The organism is Bacillus sp. RE35, assembly GCF_052146655.1.
Taxonomy (GTDB): domain Bacteria; phylum Bacillota; class Bacilli; order Bacillales; family Bacillaceae_G; genus Bacillus_A; species Bacillus_A cereus.
On record NZ_CP197377.1, the window covers coordinates 4,301,856 to 4,320,448 of the forward strand.

The window sequence follows — 18,593 nt, forward strand, 5'->3', positions numbered from 1 at the left end:
TGTGTATGTGGGCGTGAGGTTGTTTGTGTCTGTACAGTTTATTTATAAAACTCAACACTTCCAACATTTAAAATAATTTATTGTTATATTATAATTATATAAAATTGTTATTTATATATGAATATGCTATTAAAGGGGACATTATTCATGATTACATTAGAACGATTATTAAATGTAACAATTTATTTAGGAGTATTTTTACTTTTCATTTCGTTCATTACTTTTGTTATTAAAAGAGGGCCTGATTTATTATTTTTTCAATTTGGAATTTCTTTATTTTTTGGAGCTCAAATTATAACTGGAATAAAATTTTTTCATAACTATGGTTTCTCGTTTCACTCAAAACTAGAACTACTTATCTTTATTTTCTATGTAATTGGAATTATTACATGTATACTATTGTTCTTTCATTTTCAAAATCTGTATCGAATTTTTTTATTAATTTGTAGTTTTTTATTTTTAACTGGATCCAATTATTACTTTAAAGAAACATTAAATTTTAGTAAAAAAATTCCAAAGCAACATAAAACTTTTTTAAGTACACAAGAAGACTCTTTTCCAAAAGAAGTCCGTAAATTTTCAGAGGATTACAATAACATAATAAGGAATGACTTTTATGAAATACCGATGATTCCTACTGAATTACAGATTACAAGCAAAAAAGATTCTTCCCATAGTACATCTTTCTTAGTTGAACTTCATAATAGCGAGAATGAAATTACTGATGACTCTGTACAATTAACTCCATCAGACCGTTTTTATGTGCTGTTAAATACACAAAAAACAAAAATATCAAAAATAGTATATGAAGGGCAGAATTTTTTCACATTTACAGTCACACTAAAGGCTCTTAATTTACAGCAAGAACCAGAAATTCATAATATGTTTTTAGAAATAGATAAACGTAGAGCGATAAATCTTCTTAATTTTGAAATTAAAGCCCATACTAAAGAATGGAAAGTAATATTTAAAAGTGATAGTTCTCATTCCAATCTTCCTATCACATTTACTTTTGAAAAGCGAACAGGCAAATTATAAAAATAAAAAGAGTTATTTTTCAAAGAAAATAACTCTTTTTATTTTACTTACTCCAAATCTTTCTCCCAGTTTGGGCATCAATATAACGAATTTCCCGACTACAATCAAAAGGTTCTTTATATTTTTCATCTGTCGTTTGTTTGTACAGTAGTTTGTATTTCGTTTCCTCTGCATCATGATCTACAAACCATTCTAATTTAACTCGGATAGCCGCTCTGTATATTTCTAACGCTTTTTCTTTTGTTACTTTTGGTGTTGTTTCATATGTAAGTAATTTTTTTATAAAGTTGCTAGACTCCCCCGAGTAGTGCATAACAGCACCATTTTCTGCATTGATGTTGATCATAAATTGGTTATACTCTGCCAGAATATCATTTATATATACAGAAAAGATAAATCTTTCAATCCCATCTTCTTCTGCTTCCCGTTCCTCCCAAAGACGCAGATATTGTTTGATATCTGGAATAACTCGTTCTAAAAATTGAAGTGCTTTTTGTAAACATTCCTCTCTAGACAGTATTTGCTTTACTTCTTTATCATCTGTCAGTTTTATAAAACCAGTTAATTCATTGGTTAATTTATCAATTGTAACGCTAACTAAATTATTATATTTCAACATCGGTAAATGCTTGTTAAAGAATTCATTCATTAAATATGGATTCTTTTCTTCTTTCTGTTTTTGTAATTCCTCTTTCGGAACAAATTTCATCCTTATTTCATCATCATTTTCCGTCTCAACTACTTTTGTAAAACTTTCTTTATCCCAGTCAAATAAATCGAATACATCATCTTGTTGGCTACCCTTTTTTTGTTTTCTAACAGCCACTGTTGGCGGTAATTTATAATGATCTGGTCCAAATAAATCTTTACCTGTACTTGCATCAATAAATACATGACTAGGTTCTGGTACATACACAAGGTGGTACCCTTTTACTTCTTCTCCATTTTCATATTTACATAAAGAATGTGTTAAATCTACAAATACAAGCCTCATATCTTGTTTGGCCTTTAAGTTGTCTAAAACGATATTCTCCTCAACAATCTCACTTGGCCATAACGGCTTTTCTTTTATGCTTTCTCGTCCGTTATAATGAAAATTCACAACATTCCCTGAAGGATGCACTTGCACCACACATCCTGTATCCGGTAATGGATATCCATTTACTTCTTGCATATAATTTATTTCTTTCCAGCCACGCCAATCATCCTGGATAGTTACATATGTATAAAACTCTAATCCTTCTTCCACATGTTTTTTTATAAATACATTTGCAATCTCTCTTACCCTATTCTCCTCTATAACTTCCTTATCACTCGAAAAATAATTTCCATCATCTATCCTAAATTCAATTAAATTACCAGTATGTCTATTCAATGTAATTTGTATCGTTCTCTCCTGATCCTCTTTATGCTCCCACCATAATAGATGATACGGGTCATCAACCCCTTCTTGATCATCTACAACAAGACTATATTCATCTGGAATGTTAATAATATGAGCCACTCGCTCTTTTCTTTCCTTATCTTTTTGATTCATCATACCGCTCCCTTTATTACATTTTAAGGTAATTATAACAAACAAAACCAAGGAACTATAAAAAAAAGACTAGAGATATCTCTAGTCTTTTACTTCGTCTCACGATGTAACGTTACTCGCTTTAATCGTGGACAATATTTTTTTAGTTCGATGCGTTCTGGATTGTTTCGTTTATTTTTCTTAGAAATGTAATTACGATCGCCGCACTCCGTACAAGCTAATGTAATATTTACACGCATATTTAATTCTCCTTTCTTTCAAAGATCGCAACTAAAACGTAATGATTACGATTTATATATTATAAAACTTCATTCTATTTGTCAATTGCAAAAACAAGAAGATTCCATTTAGAATCCCCTTGTTTTTATAGTTAAATCAATTTTGTCCCGCATTAACGGGCAGTAAGACCCCCACTAATTAAAAGTTTCACTTTATTAAAACGATTCGTATGTAACAAATTCACTAATCGGCTTTCGATATCCTCGTGGGCGAGTTTTAGTCATATCACTTTTTCCTATCGTAATCATTAAAACAGGTACTATATGCTCCGGCATATTTAATTCACTTTGTACTGCTTTTTCATCGAAACCAATCATTGGACATGTATCATAGCCATAATATTTAGCTGCGTACATAAAAGTCATCGCGCTTAACGAAGCATTTCTAATCGCTTCATCCTCCATGAAACGCTCTCCTTTTCCTTCATATAAACCTTTCGTTTGCCTAATTGTATCTTCATATTCACATTCATCAATCATTTTTAAAACTTTCATACCGAAGTAAATATTTTCAACATTTTGGTATGCTTTTTTATCACCACAAACGAGCACTACCGCTGATGCACTCGATACTTTATATTGACCGAAAGCTAATTCTTTTAATCTTTCTTTTCGCTCTTGATCACGAATTACAACATAATGTGTGTGCTGCAAATTATAGCAAGATGGAGAAAGCTTAGTTAACTCAAATATTTTTTTAAAATCCTCATTAGGGATTTCTATACCTTGTATAAATTTCATTGCAGAACGTCTAGCGATTGCTAATTCTTCAAAGTTCACCATATATCCTCCTCAATAACTATAAATTCAAATATACATTAATTTATACAAATAGATAAATCAAATAAAAACACTTTAAATCCGAATAATAATTATGATTAACAGCAAAAAAGACAAAAAGCTGAAACAATTAGTTCATACGAAATTCACACGAATCTATTACTATAGAAACTGTACATAGTGAACTTATTAACAATCACGTTTATTTATATAAAATCTTACTCGAAAGGAGTTGAAAGTATGAAAACTAAATATCGCTTTATGATCTCATCATTTGCTGCTTGCGCTTATATGATTTGGTATTTAGTATAATAACGACCTCACTTGCAAATAGGAAAAGGTGTGTATATAAATGGAATATAATCAATCAACAGTTAACTACTGGAAAGCTTTTGTATTACCATATACATTTGCTTTAGAAGAGTTAAAAACTAAATTTGAAATTATGAACCGGGAAGCTCAATTTCTAGAGGATTACAACCCGTTTGAACATATAAAAACAAGACTAAAACAACCTGAAAGTATTATTAAAAAACTAGAGCGCAAAAGCTTATTACCAACAGTTGAAAACGCTCAAACACATTTACAAGATATTATTGGTATTCGTATTACATGTTGCTTCGTAGAAGATATCTATCATTTGAAAGAAGTCATTCAAAAACGCGAAGATATGGAAGTCATAGAAGTAAAAGATTATATCGCTAACCCAAAACGAAACGGATATAAAAGTTTACACATGATTATTAAATACCCTTTATCACTAAATTCTGGTACAAAAGATGTATTTGCAGAAATTCAGTTACGTACACTAGCAATGGACTTTTGGGCAAGTTTAGAACACAAACTTTATTATAAATATGAAGGGAAAATACCGGAGTATTTAAAAGATGAACTACATGATGCAGCAATGAAAGCTGAAGATCTTGATAATAAAATGGCCACAATCCGTCAAGATATTGATGATATTGAGGCATGCTCAAATCAAATTATGCTACCACTATAAAAAAAGGTTCTCGCCAATGAGAACCTTTTTTCTACCATTTTGGGAAGTACGACTCCTACACTTATTAAAGTTTCACGTTATTTTTTCTCTATTGTTCGAACCTCTTCAATCTTCCATTTATCCTCTTCTTTTCCAAGGGCATACTGTACTTTCTTTTGAAGAGTGATACTGTCGTCTACTTCCTTTTCTTTCGTTTCAACAATAACATACCCTACTTTACTAACTTTCATATCTATATGTTCCAATTCAATTTTCTTATTTCCCTTTTGAAATGCGGCTTCTTTTTGTGTTTTTAAGTCTTCAGCACTAGGCATCTTCTTTGAAAATAACTCCATATGTTCTGCAAGATTTTTTTCATTCGTCGTTCGCACAAATGTATGAATAACATCTTGAATAGATCTCTCTTCTTCTTTTGTTATTTGTACCTTTTCCTCAGTTTTTTTAGTAGTAGATTTTTGTTCTACATTATTCTCTTCTTGTTGACATCCAACTAGTAATACTACAAATACTAAAAGGAATCTTAATTTCCTAAATAAATTTTTCATATTCCCAACTCCTAAAAAGAAAAGTGAGGCATTTCGCCTCACTTTCGCTCTTAATTAGCGTCTTCCTTTATTCGGATCGCCGCCGCCAACAATATCAAAGACACGTTTCGCTATATTTGTATTCTCTTGAACGCCAGAGAACAAGTATTTACCTGGACCAAATGCATATACGTTCACATCTTCCCCTGTATGTCCACCCGTTGTCCAGCCTGTAACCGAGCGCTTATTGAAAATATCTTCAATTGCATTATCAATCTTTGTTACATCTTTTGAAGGAGCTATATCATTTACAGCTTGAATTTCTTCTGGAGTTAATTGTAAATCAATATACTTTTTCAATGTTTCTTCTACATTTGCACCTTTTGCAATCTCATTTGCCATAAAGTCTGGTGTACGCTTTGCAGCTTTAATTGGATCTACTTTAAAGTTATACTCGCCATTGGCACCTAAAGATAATCCACCAGTAGCGTGATCTGCCGTTGCAACAACTAACGTATTTTTATCTTTTTTCGCAAACTCAATCGCTGCTTTGAAAGCTTTTTCGAAGTCTTCCATTTCACTCATTGCACCAACAATATCATTATCATGTCCAGCCCAGTCGATTTGACTTCCTTCCACCATTAAGAAGAAACCATTTTTATTTTTGTTCAAACGCTCAATTGCTGCATTAGTCATTTCTTCTAATGAAGGTGTTTTCTCATTACGGTCAATCATTTTATCTAATCCACCTGGTGCAAATAAACCAAGAATTTGATCATTTTTATCATTTAACAATTGATCTCGATCCGTTACATAGCTATAACCAGATTTCTTGAACTCTTCTGTAAGATTACGATCTTTTCTAACAAAGTTCTTTACGCCGCCGCCAAGCATAACATCTACTTTATGCTTCCCTTTAATTTTCTCATCAAAATAATCATTTGCAATTGCGTCCATATTTTTACGGCTAATGTCATGCGCACCGAAAGCAGCTGGTGTTGCATGTGTAATTTCAGAAGTTGCAACGAGTCCCGTTGATTTCCCTTTCTCTTTCGCTTGCTCAAGAACTGTTTTCACTTCCGCTTTATCATTATCAACTGCAATTGCAGCATTATATGTTTTAATCCCTGCTGACATAGCTGTTGCTGCCGATGCAGAGTCTGTAATATTTTCATGTTCATCTTCTGGGTATGTTTTTTGTGTTCCTACAAGATGCTTATCAAATTCTGTAGATTCCATTTCAAAGGTTTTTGGATTATCTTTCATATAACGGTGAGCCGTCATATATGAAGGGCCCATACCATCCCCAATTAATACGATAACATTTTTAATCTTTGCATTGCTTCCGTTCTCATCTGCATTAACCTCACTAGAACGAGTAAAATTCCATGTTGCTACCGAAGTAACTGCTAATGATGCCACAACTGCAAATGGCCATGCTTTTTTCACAAACTTTTTCACTGTCTTGTCCCCCTAATTAGGTTATTCATTTCCCACTATCAAATTTAATGGAAGACTATTAAGAGAAAATTAGCTGTATGTAAATTTTTTGTTAACTTATGTAAATATCAGTTATAATTTGTATAACTTTGTCTTTTTGTATCAATCATCCCGCCCTTTACAATTTAAATATAAACAAGTTGGATTTCATTTAACGTAAATCTCTTTTTTTACATTTTGACTCTATTTTTATGAAAATAAATAGAAATGCGGTGAGCCTTTATGAAAATAGTAAAGCTAAATGAGTCTTTTATTTTTGAATTACTTAATCTTTGCAAATCTGTTGGATGGTTACACGATGAAATTTTTATGAAAAAACAATTCGAAATGTATCTTTCTATCGGCACACTTGTAGGTTACATTCATGAAAACAAACTCATTGCGACTGGAGGAGTATTTCCCTTTCCAAGTAACTTCGCTTCCATTGGTATGTTAATCGTTCACCCTAATTTTCAAGGACGCGGATTAGGGCGCATGTTGCTAAATCATTGCTTGGAACAAATTCATCCAAAACAACCCATTGCACTTATTGCGACAAAAGCTGGCGAACCTCTATACACATCATGTGGATTTCAAACAGCAACAACGATTCATCGTTTTGAAAAGCAGACTATTAAGACGTATCCTTCTCACTTACAACAAGTACAAGAAGAAGACCTTATATCTCTTACTTCTCTGGATCAAATTGCAACTGGTATGAATCGTTCTCTACTTTACTCTTTGCTATTACCAAGGGCCGTATACTCTTTTAAAATTGAAAGAAATAACTGTATAGAAGCTTTTTCATTATGCATACAAAAGGGCAATATATTATGTATCAATCCACTTATCGCCAAGCAAGAAGAAGATGCTATCCAATTATTAAAAAAGATATGTGAATGTTGGAATGGTATAGTACGAATTGATGTTCCACACTCACAATTTACATTTCGTCAATTTCTTCAAACAGAAAATTTCCAAGAAACGCTCCTTTCACCTCTTATGATAAAAAATGGTAGCCAACTTCCTGGAAATCGTAATATGCTATTTGCTATGATAGATACAGCGTTATGTTAGAAAGGAGACACCTAATTGAAGCGATTTAGCTATTTTATGGTAGGTTGTCTTACTCTTACACTATTAGTAGGATGTAGTGCAGCAGAAAAGCCAGTAGAACAAGTAAAACAAGTTAAAAATACAATTACAGCGAAACTAGCTACCGAGGAAAAAATGGTAGAAATAGATGGTCAAACCATTTACTTTAAAAAGATTGGTAATGAAAAACCACCTTTACTTATGATTCATGGCTTTGGAGGGTCATCAGATGGTTTTCAAAAGATTTACTCCGATTTAGCAAAAGATCATACAATTATTTCTGTAGATGCTTTAGGATTCGGGCGCTCATCTAAGCCAATGGATTTTTATTATTCTTTTCCAACTCATGCAAATTTGTATTATAAATTAATGAAAAAACTAGGGTATGATTCATTCGCAATACTGGGGCATTCCATGGGGGGAGAAATTTCTCTAAATTTAACATATTTATATCCTGAAGCAGTTACTCACCTTATTTTAACTGATGCTACAGGTGGCCCTCATACATTCGTTAATAAACAAGGCTCACCAAAACCACAATTGTCGACTGATTTAAATGCCGTTTCTTCTATTACAGATTATGATGAAAGCAAAGTGAAATTCAAACGTAATGATGAAGAGCATTATAATAAAATGAAATTATGGCCTAGACGTCTTAAAATTAATGCAAATGAAATAAAACAGCCAACTTTAATTATATGGGGCAGAAATGATAGTAGCGTTTCCTGGAAAGAAGGAGAAACGTATCATCAATTCTTAAAAAATAGCACTTTACATATTATTGAAAAAGGTTATCATGCACCATTTCGCCAAGAACCACAAGAATTTGTCGGGTATGTAAAAGATTTCTTTAAGAACAATCCGATTAAAGTTGAAAAATAACATAAACGGGTATCTCAAAATGAGATACCCGTTTTCATATATTAAGCAGCTTGCTTTTGGCGTTTTGGCGTTTTTGATCCTAATACTTTCGGGATAACGAAGCCATCCATTCCAAATTTCCCAGCGTTCATACCGGAAACAAGAACAAACATAGATAAGATAACCATCTCAGGGTTCACACCAATTGACCCACTAAACATATAGGAAAAGTTCATTACAAGACCAAAAAAGACCGCTGTTTTTGTTAAACAGCCTACAATTAAACCAATTCCGACTAAAATTTCTCCCCATGTTACAAGTGTATTAAACAAATCTACATTTGGAATTGCAAATTCTTGTAAGAATGATGCCCACCAAGATTGAACAGCCGGTTGTGCACCTTTAGATTTTTCAATTGCCCCTTGCAAATAACCTGTTGCATCGAATCCTTTTCCTTGTAGTTTACCGATTCCAGCCATTAACCATGTGTAACCAAGATATACTCGAATTACTGCTAATGCAAAAGAAACTGCTTTGTTTTCTCTTAAAAATTGAATAACCATATCTTCCTCCTAAAGTTGTAATTAAGTTAGTTACAGATAATATAATAACATTAGTTACTTATTTTTCAAACGTTAATTATGAATAATCTGTGACATGCGTATGAAACATTAAAAACTAACGTTTATATAGTAACTTTTATTACCTGTAAAAACTTGAACATATCATACCACAAGTGATAACCATTTTCATTGAAAAAATGTAAAAAAAATGTGAGTTAAATGTGAAACACGTTTATTCGAATATAGAATAAACGTGTTTCACACTAATTATAGAATCGAAATGTATGTGTCTCCTCATCAATTAAACTCGCTTCTTGAAAGGCTTCTTCTAACGTTTTCCCATGGTTAATAACCCCATAAAATAAACGTATAGTAAACATAAGTGCTGCATTTCCATCTACATAATCAATCGATCCAATATATGATTTCGCACCACTATGTAAAAAAGATTTTGCTAGATTTTGCTCCCCTAACGTGCACCCGCTATTTACAATATGTGTATTATGCAATTTTGCATATTTATAAATTTCTTCTGTACCAAAATACCCTCTCGGTTCATCTTGTTCATATACTTCTTCGCCTAACTCTTCCATGACAAACTTCCCTTCTTCACCATGAAAGCAAAAAATAATATAATTAATATCGTTAAATAAGTTCTTTCCAGAAAGAACTTCCACAAAATCTTTCGGTCTACCAATCCAATATGTCACAACCCTTGCACCAAAATATTCAAGAGATGCTCGGATTGATTGCGCCTCTAAATCCGAATTAAAACCAACTACTAATGCAATATTCAACATACAACCCCCATCCTATAATCAGCCCTTATCAATCAGAATTTTATGGGATAAATCCATTTCATATATGCCCGTTTCTTTCAAAAAATCTGATCTAGTTAAAACGACTTTCTGTAAATATTGCCTATATGCTGTAATTGTTCCATCGTGAGATACAATGCAAATTCTTTCAGCACCCAGTTCATAACACCAAAGAAGAAATTTATCTACTATTTGCTGAAAACTATTCTCTGAAATAGTGTTTATACCTTCCTTCCATAACTGATTATTTGAGCTTTTCTCTATCGAAAAATGCGGAAATAACTTTGTTATCATTCCCTGATCTACTATATAATCGCACGGTAATGTTCTCGCTTCTTCTCGATAAGGAAAAATACGCGGAGATACATATGGATGAACGATTTTTTGACAAGCAACTTTCGCACTCCATATTGTCGCCGTTTGCAAAGTTCTAAGTGTAGGACTAGCAATTAATATATCCGCCTCTTGTAATGGCACATTGCATTGAAGTAATTTAGCCTGATTCCTTCCTTCATCCGTCAATGGCGGATGAAGCACTTTTAAACTTGATGGCAAATCCCTTGTATGTTCTCCTTCCCCGTGCCGAACAAAGACGATTTTCATCCCCTTCCTCCTCTCATTATGAAATCCTCTTACATATTTCTTCCCTATCTCATACTTTATTCCTGCTATATGAAAAACTGATATGTAAAACACTTTTTACAAGGGAGAAGTGAATCAAAAAATATAAAATGGATAACCATCTTAATTGGAATGATTATATGGGGATACATAAATGGATTTTTTAGTAGTGATAAAGTGAAACTTTAATCCGTGGGGGTTTTGTTCATCCCCCCACGGATTATTAGTTGAACCAATCGGGCTTTTACGGACAGTTGATCCCCACCTAACTTCTTTGCCTCCGCTGAATTTTGAGGTGGGGGTCTTACTGCCCGTTAATGCGGGATAAAACTGCTAATCCTTGGATTACAGATGATGAACGTGAAACAAAAATTAAACAAAAAGCAATTACGGCAAGCTGGTCCGGTGTTTTTATGTTTTGTACCATTAGCCTCTTAAATAAATGGTTAGGTTTAAGCACAAATGATAACTCACCGTACTTACCAGACCCTATCGCAGCTATTTTAAAGGCAAATGTAGAGTTACAAGTTTTACTCATGCTATTTGTTATGTATGGAATATTTTACTTACATTATCGAAGAAAATTAAGTGCCTAACTTCTAACTCATGATTATCCTCCTAAATGGTTATAGTAATCATGACAAAATGAAAGGAGAGATATAAACATGAGTAACTCGAATGAATTTTTAGATACACTACATGAAAAACAAGCAAAAGATGAACAAAATAGAAAGCGCCAAGGGAACGGAAACCCAGCGAAAAAAAAGCCAAATAAAACACATAAATAACAGTAAAAAACTGCCTAAAACAATCTTTTAGGCAGTTTTTTATTCTTCTTTTACCGAGATAACATTTCCCCAATTCCATCTCTCATAATACCATTCTGGTACATCTATATTTTCAATCCACTTCATTTCATGCTTTCCATCCTTATGAGCAAGCCATACATCCGCTTTCTTACGGTCTGAACGTATCCAAATTAATTGATTACTCTTCTTCATGAAGATCGGGTGGTAATCCCCTTGCTTGTTCGTTTTCTTTGTGATTTGATGCTGTGCATTACTTGTACTATCGACCTCATATAAAGATGGTAGTGGCCTTTTTTCTGGTGGAGTTTCTATCCCTGCCTCTTTTGCTCGTGAAACGATAATTACTCTATCGTTCTTCCATACAAAATCCCAATCAACATATCCTTTCGGCGTAAATATGTTCTGCTGAAGTGCTGGCAATTCCTTTACTTTTAAATGTTTATTTTCTAATGCAACTCTTCCGCTCCCTTCAATATAAGCTAATATATTTTTTGATGGTGCCCATTGAAACCATTGTGCGTTTAATAACATTTGATCTACTTTTTCAAACCGACTGCCGTCTGCACGAACTAAGCAAAGCGTATTACTATCAGCTGACCATGAAGCTGTCGGTACTGCTAAAAATGAAATCCACTTTTGATCTGGTGACCACTTAAAGCCACTTGCTACTAGCGCTAGGAAATCATCGTGTTCATTTGGCAATGCATACAAATGCTTCATTTTGTGAGGATTCATATGTGCATCTTTTTGCACTTCATATAGCTGAGCCCCTGTCCATCCTGTTGGAAGTAAGTGCGCTTCAGAGGATACAAGAAAGTTCTTTCCATCGGGGTACCATGCATAATCCCCTACACCAGCCGATACATTTTCAAAATCTGCATTCTTTTTTTCTACATCAAATGTATTTAATGTACCTGTAAATATAAATGCAATTATATTTTCTGTTGGTGACCATTGATAATTCGATGCTTCTGAGTGAAACGGCGTAACTTTCTTTCCATCTTTCAGCCGATATAACTCAAGAATATTTTGTTTCTCCCCTTTTACATATGCCAGCCATTCTCCATCATGTGACCACTTTGGCCCTGTTATGTTCTCTCCTTTTGTAAGTTGTTTTTCTTTCCCATCAACTTTAATCCAAAGGTTATGATGACGAATAAAAGCAACTTTCACACTATTATTTTCTGCGCTAGTAATAGCGATAGAACATAAAAACATAAACAACACTACACTACCACTTACTATTAGCCTTTTCATACCATCACTCCATTTCCCTCATAGCATTCCTCACTTTCTTCCTACAATATGTGAAAAATATCGATTCGACATAATCAGAAAAAATCCCCCAAGAAATTTCCAATTCATAGAGGATTGGTATGAATTATGTCGAAAGTATAGTTTAGCCAACATTTATATGTATAAGTTCTAACTAAAATGTAAGATTACATTTCTGAATATTGGCACTTTTTATTAGGGGGAGTATCAATGAAAAAAACTACATCTACACTATTAAGCATGGCGCTTGTCTTTTCTAGTTTTGGAGCTTTAAGCGCTCATGCTGAATCACTACAAAAGGAGAAGCAATTTAGTCCACAATTAAAAACAACGATTGAACAGTGGGGAGAACATAAAATTGCTCAAAATGTTGAAACGAAAACAACAAAAGAAATATCAGTAATTGTAGAATTGCAACATGCACCTCTCGCTGCTCAAAGTAATATTCAGCATGCTCCAGATTTACAAAATAGTAATGCGCAGTCTTATCATGCTGAGCTCAAAAAAGCACAAGAAGATACGACTAAGAAAATAAAAGAAAAAGCACCTGGTGCAAAAATTAAAGAAGTGTATAATACGTTATTTTCCGGATTCTCTATTTCAGTTCCTGGAGATCAAATTACCTCTCTTGCCTCTTTACCTGAAGTAAAAGCAGTCTATCCGAACTTAACATATAAATTGCATGAAACATCAAAAAGTACTACTAACGAAGAAGCACCAAATATCGGTGGACCGACAATTGGTGCACCTGAAGCGTGGAATTTAAAAGATCCATCTGGCAAACCGCTTGATGGAAAAGGCATGAAAGTAGCCATTATCGACTCTGGCGTAGACTATACACACCCTGACTTAAAGGCAAATTATATCGGTGGATATGACACGGTTGATGAAGATAGCGATCCAATGGATGGTAACGTACATGGTACTCATGTAGCTGGAATTATTGCTGGTAACGGAAAAATTAAAGGCGTTGCTCCAAACGCTTCTATTCTAGCCTATCGTGTAATGAATGACGGTGGAACTGGTACAACAGATGATATTATCCAAGGGATTGAGCGAGCGATTCAAGATGGTGCGGATGTGCTAAACCTCTCCCTTGGGCAGGATTTAAATGTACCTGATCAGCCTGTAACATTAACGTTAGAACGAGCAGCGAAACTTGGTGTTACTACTGTCGTTTCAAATGGAAATGACGGACCAAAACCTTGGTCTGTTGATGCTCCCGGTAACGCAAGTAGTGTCATTTCTGTTGGAGCATCTACGGTTTCTATCCCGTTTCCAACATTCCAAGTAGCTGGTTCCAGCAAAACATATCAAGGGTTACCGTTATCAAAATCCGATTTTCCAATAGGAAATGCTTCCCCTCTTGTATACGTTGGTTATGGCAATCCAAGTGATTATGCAAAACAAGATGTGAAAGGGAAATTCGCACTTATTTTACAAGGTACTTCTAGTACATTAGTAAAAGCAGAACAAGCGAAGCAAGCTGGGGCACTTGGTGTGTTATTAATCTCTAGCGAAAAAGAAATTAATATGATGCCGGAATATTTTTCACGTGAACATCTAGCTGTCCCAGTAATGCAATTATCAAATACAAATGGGGAAGAATTAAAAACTTTAATTACAAAACGAAAGAAAAATATAAAAATTGGACAACCAAAGCAAACAGAACTTATCGGTAACTTTAGTTCAAGAGGACCATCACAAGGAAGTTGGCTAATAAAGCCTGATGTTGTTGCACCTGGAGTACAAATTACTAGTACAGTACCGCGAGGCGGCTATGAATCGCATAACGGAACAAGTATGGCTGCTCCGCAAGTAGCTGGAGCGGTTGCCCTCTTGCGTCAAATGCATCCTGATTGGACGACAGAACAATTGAAAGCGGCTCTTGCTAACAATGCAAAAACATTACATGATGTCAATGAAAATACATACCCTGTTATGGCACAAGGATCAGGTTTAATTAACATTCCGAAAGCAGCTCAAACAAATGTATTAGTAAAACCTAACAATGTCAGCTTTGGTCTTATTAAGCCAAATAGCGGAAAAGTAAAACTGACGCAAAATGTTACATTACAAAACCTTTCTAGTAAAAAGAAAAGTTTTTCAACTCGTGTGGAGTTACTAGATGCAAACACAAAAGTAAAAGCTTCTGTCCCTTCATCTATTAGCATTCAACCGAATAGTAGTACCGAAAAACCATTTACTATCACTGTAGATAGCTCACTACCACAAGGTGTGTATACTGGAAATGTATATGTAAAAGAACAAGGGGCAAAAGAAGAAATTCGAATTCCATTCACATTTAGTATCGATCCTAAAGATTATAAACGTATCGATGGACTTGAAATTATTAATTCTACTTTTAGCCCAAATGGCGACCACGTACTAGATGATAATCTCATCAACTACTATTTAGTTGCGCCTGTGGATGATGTCACATTGCATGCAAATTTAGTTATGAAAGAACGTGTAACGTATCAAGGGATTATCCATCAAGCTAAAAATGCAACTCCTGGATACAAACCTTTCAAATGGAATGGTACAAAAGCCGATGGCACTCCTTTAGCTGACGGGCTATATCAAATCGAAGCAGTTGCTTCTAATTCTGGCGGAGAAACAAAACAAACAGCTGCTGTATTTCTTGATCGAACTGCACCTAAGTTAACATACGAAGTTGACCAAGAAAATCTCGTAATTAAAGGAAAAGTTGATGATATTCTACTAGATTGGATGTCAGAATCTGGTTGGATAGCACCTGGTATTCCAGTGAGAATGCAATATGAAATTAATGGAAATGGTGTATGGGACCAGGCATTCCTGAACCCTTGGGAGAAAAGCTATGACATTTATTTCGATCGTACTCAATTACAAGAAGGAAAAAATACTATTCACATTGTAGCAACTGATGCAGCTGGCAATACCTCTAATTTAACTGTTAATTTAGAAGTGAAATAAAGTGAAACTTTAATCAGTGGAGATTTCGTTCATCCCCACTGATTATTAGCCTTCACCAATCGGGAGTTACGGGCAGTTGATCTCCCCTCTCACTTCTTTACTCCAACCGAATTTTGAGGTAGGAATTTTACTGCTCATTAACACGGGATAAAAAATTTTTGTTGACAATTTTTTTAATATAGTTTTATAATACAAAACATAGTTTAGTTGAACGAATTATATATCGGCTTTGAAGGAATACTAGTAGCGACTTATATCACTGTCTCAGAGAACTGATGGTTGGTGCGAATCAGTACATATACAAGCGTGAATTACAATTCTGGAGCTTCTTTCCCGTAATGCTTTTTATGCATGAAGAGAAAGACGGATCTTTCCGTTATCGTAAAGTGAGTGGTAAACAATTAGTTGTTTACAAATAGGGTGGTACCGCGATTTTTATCGTCCCTATCGGATTTTCCGATAGGGACTTTTTTGCGTCCATCCTCTTACACAATTTCATATATACGCGTTGAAAGAATCGCAGTAGTATCTTATATCCCTGTTACAGAGAGCTAATGATCGGTGGAAATTAGCACATATATAAGTATGAATTACAATTCTGGAGCTTCTTTTTCGTAGTGCTTTTATGCATGAAGGAAAAGACGGAATTTTTCCGTTATCATTAATTGAGATGTAAGTATATTTTCACTTACAAATAGGGTGGTACCGCGATTCTTTCGCCCCTATCGGACTTTCCGATAGGGGCTTTTTCTATTTCTCACAGAAACAGATGTTAAATAATTCCGAATCTTATGATAAAATTTTATAAGCGCTTACAAAAATGAAAGGAGGTGATACAAGCTATACGAAATCGATATTCAATTTTATTGAAAAAAAGGAGGATGTCTAAATGACAAAGAAAACAGAAATTCCATCACATTTAAAACCATTCGTATCCACACAACATTATGATCAATACACACCGGTGAATCACGCTGTGTGGCGTTATATTATGAGACAAAATCATAGCTTCTTAAAAGACGTTGCTCATCCAGCCTATGTGAACGGACTACAATCATCTGGTATTAATATAGATTCAATTCCAAAAGTAGAAGAAATGAATGAGTGTTTGGCACCAAGTGGCTGGGGTGCTGTAACGATTGACGGACTTATTCCCGGCGTAGCATTCTTCGATTTCCAAGGACACGGATTACTACCGATCGCAACAGATATTCGGAAAGTAGAAAATATCGAGTACACACCAGCGCCAGATATCGTACACGAAGCCGCAGGACACGCACCGATTTTACTTGATCCTACATATGCAAAATATGTGAAACGTTTTGGGCAAATTGGTGCAAAAGCTTTCTCTACAAAAGAAGAACATGATGCATTTGAAGCTGTTCGTACATTAACGATAGTAAAAGAAAGCCCTACTTCTACTCCTGATGAAGTTAAGGCTGCTGAAAATGCTGTAATTGAAAAACAAAACTTAGTTTCTGGTTTATCAGAAGCTGAACAAATTTCACGTCTTTTCTGGTGGACAGTAGAATATGGATTGATTGGAAATATAGATGATCCAAAAATATATGGTGCTGGTCTCCTTTCTTCTGTTGGCGAAAGCAAACATTGCTTAACAGACGCTGTAGAAAAAGTTCCATTTTCTATCGAAGCATGTACAGGGACAACTTATGACGTAACAAAAATGCAACCACAACTATTCGTTTGCAAGTCCTTTGAAGAATTAACAGATGCGCTTGAAACATTTTCTAAAACAATGGCCTTTAAAACAGGTGGAAAAGAAGGTTTAGAAAAAGCAATTCGCTCTGAGAACTATGCAACAGCTGAGCTAAATAGCGGATTACAAATTACAGGTACATTTAGCGAGACAATTGAAAACGATGCAGGTGAATTAATTTACATGCGAACAAATTCGCCAACGGCATTAGCACTTCATAATAAACAGTTAGCGAATCATTCTACTTCTGTACACAGTGACGGATTTGGAACACCAATTGGATTACTCACTGAAAATATTGCATTAGAAAATTGTACAGACGAACAACTACAATCATTAGGAATTACAATTGGAACTATCGCTGAGTTTACTTTTGCAAGTGGTATTCATGTAAAAGGAACAGTAACAGATATTGTAAAAAACGATAAGAAAATTGCTCTTATTTCCTTTATCGATTGCACAGTTACTTATAACGCCCGCGTTTTATTTGATGCTTCATGGGGCGCATTTGATATGGCTGTTGGCTCACAAATCACTTCAGTATTCCCAGGTGCCGCAGATGCAGCAGCATTTTTCCCAATGGATGAAGAAGTTCAAGAAATTCCTGCTCCACTTGTACTGAATGAACTTGAACGTATGTATCAAACAGTTCGAGATATTCGAAGTGAGGGGATTTTACACGAAGCGCATATCGATCAATTAGTAGCAATTCAAGAAGTATTAAATAAATTTTATGCGAAAGAATGGTTGCTGCGCCTTGAAGTATTAGAGTTACTTTTAGAGCATAACAAAGGGCATGAAACATCTGCAGCATTACTACATCAACTTTCTACTTTCACAACTGACGAAGCTGTAACACGCCTTATTAACAATGGTCTTGCGTTACTTCCAGTAAAGGATGTGAAAAATGATGCTAAGATTAACTGAAGAAGAAGTTCACGAGGAATTATTGAAGGTAGATAAATGGATGGTAAAAGATGAGAAATGGATTGAACGAAAATATATGTTTTCCGACTACTTAAAAGGAGTCGAATTTGTCTCTGAAGCCGCCAAACTATCAGAAGAACATAATCACCATCCATTTATCCTTATCCAGTATAAAGCAGTTATTATTACTTTGTCATCTTGGAATGCAAAAGGTTTAACGAAACTAGATTTTGAGCTTGCAAAACAATTTGATGAACTATTTTTACAAAACGAAAACGCAATTATAAGAAAATAAAAAAGAGAAGCCTTT

18 protein-coding genes and 2 other annotated features are annotated in these 18,593 nt (G+C 34.4%); of the genes, 9 read left to right on the forward strand and 9 right to left on the reverse strand.

Going from position 1 to position 18,593, the window contains the following annotated elements:
* The first annotated feature begins 117 nt into the window (after positions 1-117).
* On the forward strand, positions 118-1,038 hold the full coding sequence (locus tag ACTL4X_RS21985; RefSeq protein ID WP_002198192.1) for a hypothetical protein: 921 nt from the start codon (positions 118-120) through the stop codon (positions 1,036-1,038).
* A 43-nt stretch (positions 1,039-1,081) separates the two neighbouring features.
* On the opposite strand, the gene ACTL4X_RS21990 is transcribed toward ACTL4X_RS21985, so the two are convergent.
* From ACTL4X_RS21990 to ACTL4X_RS22000, 3 genes are all read right to left on the reverse strand, one after another.
* Complete coding sequence (locus tag ACTL4X_RS21990; protein ID WP_033690635.1) at positions 1,082-2,578, reverse strand: YcdB/YcdC domain-containing protein; 1,497 nt, start codon at positions 2,576-2,578, stop codon at positions 1,082-1,084.
* Positions 2,579-2,664: 86 nt separating this feature from the next.
* Positions 2,665-2,814, reverse strand: coding sequence for a 50S ribosomal protein L33 (gene rpmG, locus ACTL4X_RS21995; protein ID WP_001265617.1), 150 nt, complete (start codon positions 2,812-2,814; stop codon positions 2,665-2,667).
* Between the two features lie 195 nt (positions 2,815-3,009).
* Positions 3,010-3,636 carry a nitroreductase family protein gene (locus ACTL4X_RS22000; RefSeq protein WP_000245983.1) on the reverse strand — a complete coding sequence of 209 codons (627 nt, stop codon included), beginning with the start codon at positions 3,634-3,636 and terminating at the stop codon, positions 3,010-3,012.
* A gap of 349 nt (positions 3,637-3,985) precedes the next feature.
* On the opposite strand from ACTL4X_RS22000, the gene ACTL4X_RS22005 reads away from it, so the two are divergent.
* Positions 3,986-4,636, forward strand: coding sequence for a GTP pyrophosphokinase (locus ACTL4X_RS22005; RefSeq protein WP_000456230.1), 651 nt, complete (start codon positions 3,986-3,988; stop codon positions 4,634-4,636).
* 77 nt (positions 4,637-4,713) lie between these two features.
* Here the strand turns inward: ACTL4X_RS22005 and ACTL4X_RS22010 are convergent, their stop codons facing one another.
* Both ACTL4X_RS22010 and ACTL4X_RS22015 read right to left on the reverse strand, forming a co-directional pair.
* On the reverse strand, positions 4,714-5,181 hold the full coding sequence (locus ACTL4X_RS22010; RefSeq protein WP_000792894.1) for a hypothetical protein: 468 nt from the start codon (positions 5,179-5,181) through the stop codon (positions 4,714-4,716).
* 54 nt (positions 5,182-5,235) lie between these two features.
* Positions 5,236-6,621: an alkaline phosphatase gene (locus tag ACTL4X_RS22015; RefSeq protein ID WP_000714912.1), complete on the reverse strand. Its 1,386-nt coding sequence runs from the start codon at positions 6,619-6,621 to the stop codon at positions 5,236-5,238.
* A 261-nt stretch (positions 6,622-6,882) separates the two neighbouring features.
* Between ACTL4X_RS22015 and ACTL4X_RS22020 the strand changes: the two genes are divergently transcribed.
* Together ACTL4X_RS22020 and ACTL4X_RS22025 are read left to right on the forward strand one after the other, a co-directional pair.
* Positions 6,883-7,716: a GNAT family N-acetyltransferase gene (locus ACTL4X_RS22020; protein WP_000706687.1), complete on the forward strand. Its 834-nt coding sequence runs from the start codon at positions 6,883-6,885 to the stop codon at positions 7,714-7,716.
* Positions 7,717-7,731: 15 nt separating this feature from the next.
* The gene (locus ACTL4X_RS22025; protein WP_000819810.1) at positions 7,732-8,616 is read left to right on the forward strand and encodes an alpha/beta fold hydrolase; all 885 of its coding nucleotides are present in this window, start codon (positions 7,732-7,734) and stop codon (positions 8,614-8,616) included.
* Positions 8,617-8,657: 41 nt separating this feature from the next.
* Here ACTL4X_RS22025 and ACTL4X_RS22030 read toward each other — a convergent pair whose 3' ends face one another.
* The 3 genes from ACTL4X_RS22030 to ACTL4X_RS22040 form a co-directional block, all read right to left on the reverse strand.
* Positions 8,658-9,158: a DoxX family protein gene (locus ACTL4X_RS22030; RefSeq protein ID WP_000236592.1), complete on the reverse strand. Its 501-nt coding sequence runs from the start codon at positions 9,156-9,158 to the stop codon at positions 8,658-8,660.
* 263 nt (positions 9,159-9,421) lie between these two features.
* A complete protein-coding gene (locus ACTL4X_RS22035; protein ID WP_000931925.1) occupies positions 9,422-9,958 on the reverse strand; it encodes a hypothetical protein in 537 nt (178 codons plus the stop codon).
* A gap of 18 nt (positions 9,959-9,976) precedes the next feature.
* Positions 9,977-10,579 carry a histidine phosphatase family protein gene (locus ACTL4X_RS22040; RefSeq protein ID WP_000706238.1) on the reverse strand — a complete coding sequence of 201 codons (603 nt, stop codon included), beginning with the start codon at positions 10,577-10,579 and terminating at the stop codon, positions 9,977-9,979.
* A 335-nt stretch (positions 10,580-10,914) separates the two neighbouring features.
* On the opposite strand from ACTL4X_RS22040, the gene ACTL4X_RS22045 reads away from it, so the two are divergent.
* The gene (locus ACTL4X_RS22045) at positions 10,915-11,193 is read left to right on the forward strand and encodes a hypothetical protein (RefSeq protein WP_002026353.1); all 279 of its coding nucleotides are present in this window, start codon (positions 10,915-10,917) and stop codon (positions 11,191-11,193) included.
* A gap of 69 nt (positions 11,194-11,262) precedes the next feature.
* Positions 11,263-11,385, forward strand: coding sequence for a DUF4023 domain-containing protein (locus tag ACTL4X_RS22050; RefSeq protein WP_000071866.1), 123 nt, complete (start codon positions 11,263-11,265; stop codon positions 11,383-11,385).
* Positions 11,386-11,424: 39 nt separating this feature from the next.
* Here the strand turns inward: ACTL4X_RS22050 and ACTL4X_RS22055 are convergent, their stop codons facing one another.
* The gene (locus ACTL4X_RS22055; protein ID WP_000825719.1) at positions 11,425-12,663 is read right to left on the reverse strand and encodes a TolB family protein; all 1,239 of its coding nucleotides are present in this window, start codon (positions 12,661-12,663) and stop codon (positions 11,425-11,427) included.
* Between the two features lie 228 nt (positions 12,664-12,891).
* On the opposite strand from ACTL4X_RS22055, the gene ACTL4X_RS22060 reads away from it, so the two are divergent.
* The 3 genes from ACTL4X_RS22060 (at position 12,892) to ACTL4X_RS22070 (ending at position 18,578) form a co-directional block, all read left to right on the forward strand.
* Positions 12,892-15,639 (forward strand): S8 family peptidase, encoded by a 2,748-nt coding sequence (locus ACTL4X_RS22060; RefSeq protein ID WP_000754160.1) that lies wholly within the window; start codon positions 12,892-12,894, stop codon positions 15,637-15,639.
* A gap of 220 nt (positions 15,640-15,859) precedes the next feature.
* Positions 15,860-16,088: a binding site (T-box leader), on the forward strand.
* A gap of 50 nt (positions 16,089-16,138) precedes the next feature.
* Positions 16,139-16,366 (forward strand) — a binding site (T-box leader).
* A 162-nt stretch (positions 16,367-16,528) separates the two neighbouring features.
* Positions 16,529-18,283, forward strand: coding sequence for an aromatic amino acid hydroxylase (locus tag ACTL4X_RS22065; RefSeq protein WP_000163213.1), 1,755 nt, complete (start codon positions 16,529-16,531; stop codon positions 18,281-18,283).
* Positions 18,264-18,578 carry a 4a-hydroxytetrahydrobiopterin dehydratase gene (locus ACTL4X_RS22070; RefSeq protein WP_000979538.1) on the forward strand — a complete coding sequence of 105 codons (315 nt, stop codon included), beginning with the start codon at positions 18,264-18,266 and terminating at the stop codon, positions 18,576-18,578. Before ACTL4X_RS22065 ends, ACTL4X_RS22070 begins: the two co-directional genes overlap by 20 nt.
* Positions 18,579-18,593: the final 15 nt, after the last annotated feature.

Bases quoted from the DNA above. Each gene is read 5' to 3' on its own strand.
- ACTL4X_RS22000 (WP_000245983.1), bottom strand. From the start codon at position 3,636: ATGGTGAACTTTGAAGAATTAGCAATCGCTAGACGTTCTGCAATGAAA.
- ACTL4X_RS22020 (WP_000706687.1), top strand. From the start codon at position 6,883: ATGAAAATAGTAAAGCTAAATGAGTCTTTTATTTTTGAATTACTTAAT.
- ACTL4X_RS22035 (WP_000931925.1), bottom strand. From the start codon at position 9,958: ATGTTGAATATTGCATTAGTAGTTGGTTTTAATTCGGATTTAGAGGCG.
- ACTL4X_RS22050 (WP_000071866.1), top strand. From the start codon at position 11,263: ATGAGTAACTCGAATGAATTTTTAGATACACTACATGAAAAACAAGCA.
- ACTL4X_RS22030 (WP_000236592.1), bottom strand. From the start codon at position 9,158: ATGGTTATTCAATTTTTAAGAGAAAACAAAGCAGTTTCTTTTGCATTA.
- ACTL4X_RS21985 (WP_002198192.1), top strand. From the start codon at position 118: ATGAATATGCTATTAAAGGGGACATTATTCATGATTACATTAGAACGA.
- ACTL4X_RS21990 (WP_033690635.1), bottom strand. From the start codon at position 2,578: ATGATGAATCAAAAAGATAAGGAAAGAAAAGAGCGAGTGGCTCATATT.
- ACTL4X_RS22040 (WP_000706238.1), bottom strand. From the start codon at position 10,579: ATGAAAATCGTCTTTGTTCGGCACGGGGAAGGAGAACATACAAGGGAT.
- ACTL4X_RS22070 (WP_000979538.1), top strand. From the start codon at position 18,264: ATGATGCTAAGATTAACTGAAGAAGAAGTTCACGAGGAATTATTGAAG.
- ACTL4X_RS22065 (WP_000163213.1), top strand. From the start codon at position 16,529: ATGACAAAGAAAACAGAAATTCCATCACATTTAAAACCATTCGTATCC.
- ACTL4X_RS22005 (WP_000456230.1), top strand. From the start codon at position 3,986: ATGGAATATAATCAATCAACAGTTAACTACTGGAAAGCTTTTGTATTA.
- ACTL4X_RS22055 (WP_000825719.1), bottom strand. From the start codon at position 12,663: ATGAAAAGGCTAATAGTAAGTGGTAGTGTAGTGTTGTTTATGTTTTTA.
- ACTL4X_RS22045 (WP_002026353.1), top strand. From the start codon at position 10,915: ATGCGGGATAAAACTGCTAATCCTTGGATTACAGATGATGAACGTGAA.
- rpmG (WP_001265617.1), bottom strand. From the start codon at position 2,814: ATGCGTGTAAATATTACATTAGCTTGTACGGAGTGCGGCGATCGTAAT.
- ACTL4X_RS22010 (WP_000792894.1), bottom strand. From the start codon at position 5,181: ATGAAAAATTTATTTAGGAAATTAAGATTCCTTTTAGTATTTGTAGTA.
- ACTL4X_RS22060 (WP_000754160.1), top strand. From the start codon at position 12,892: ATGAAAAAAACTACATCTACACTATTAAGCATGGCGCTTGTCTTTTCT.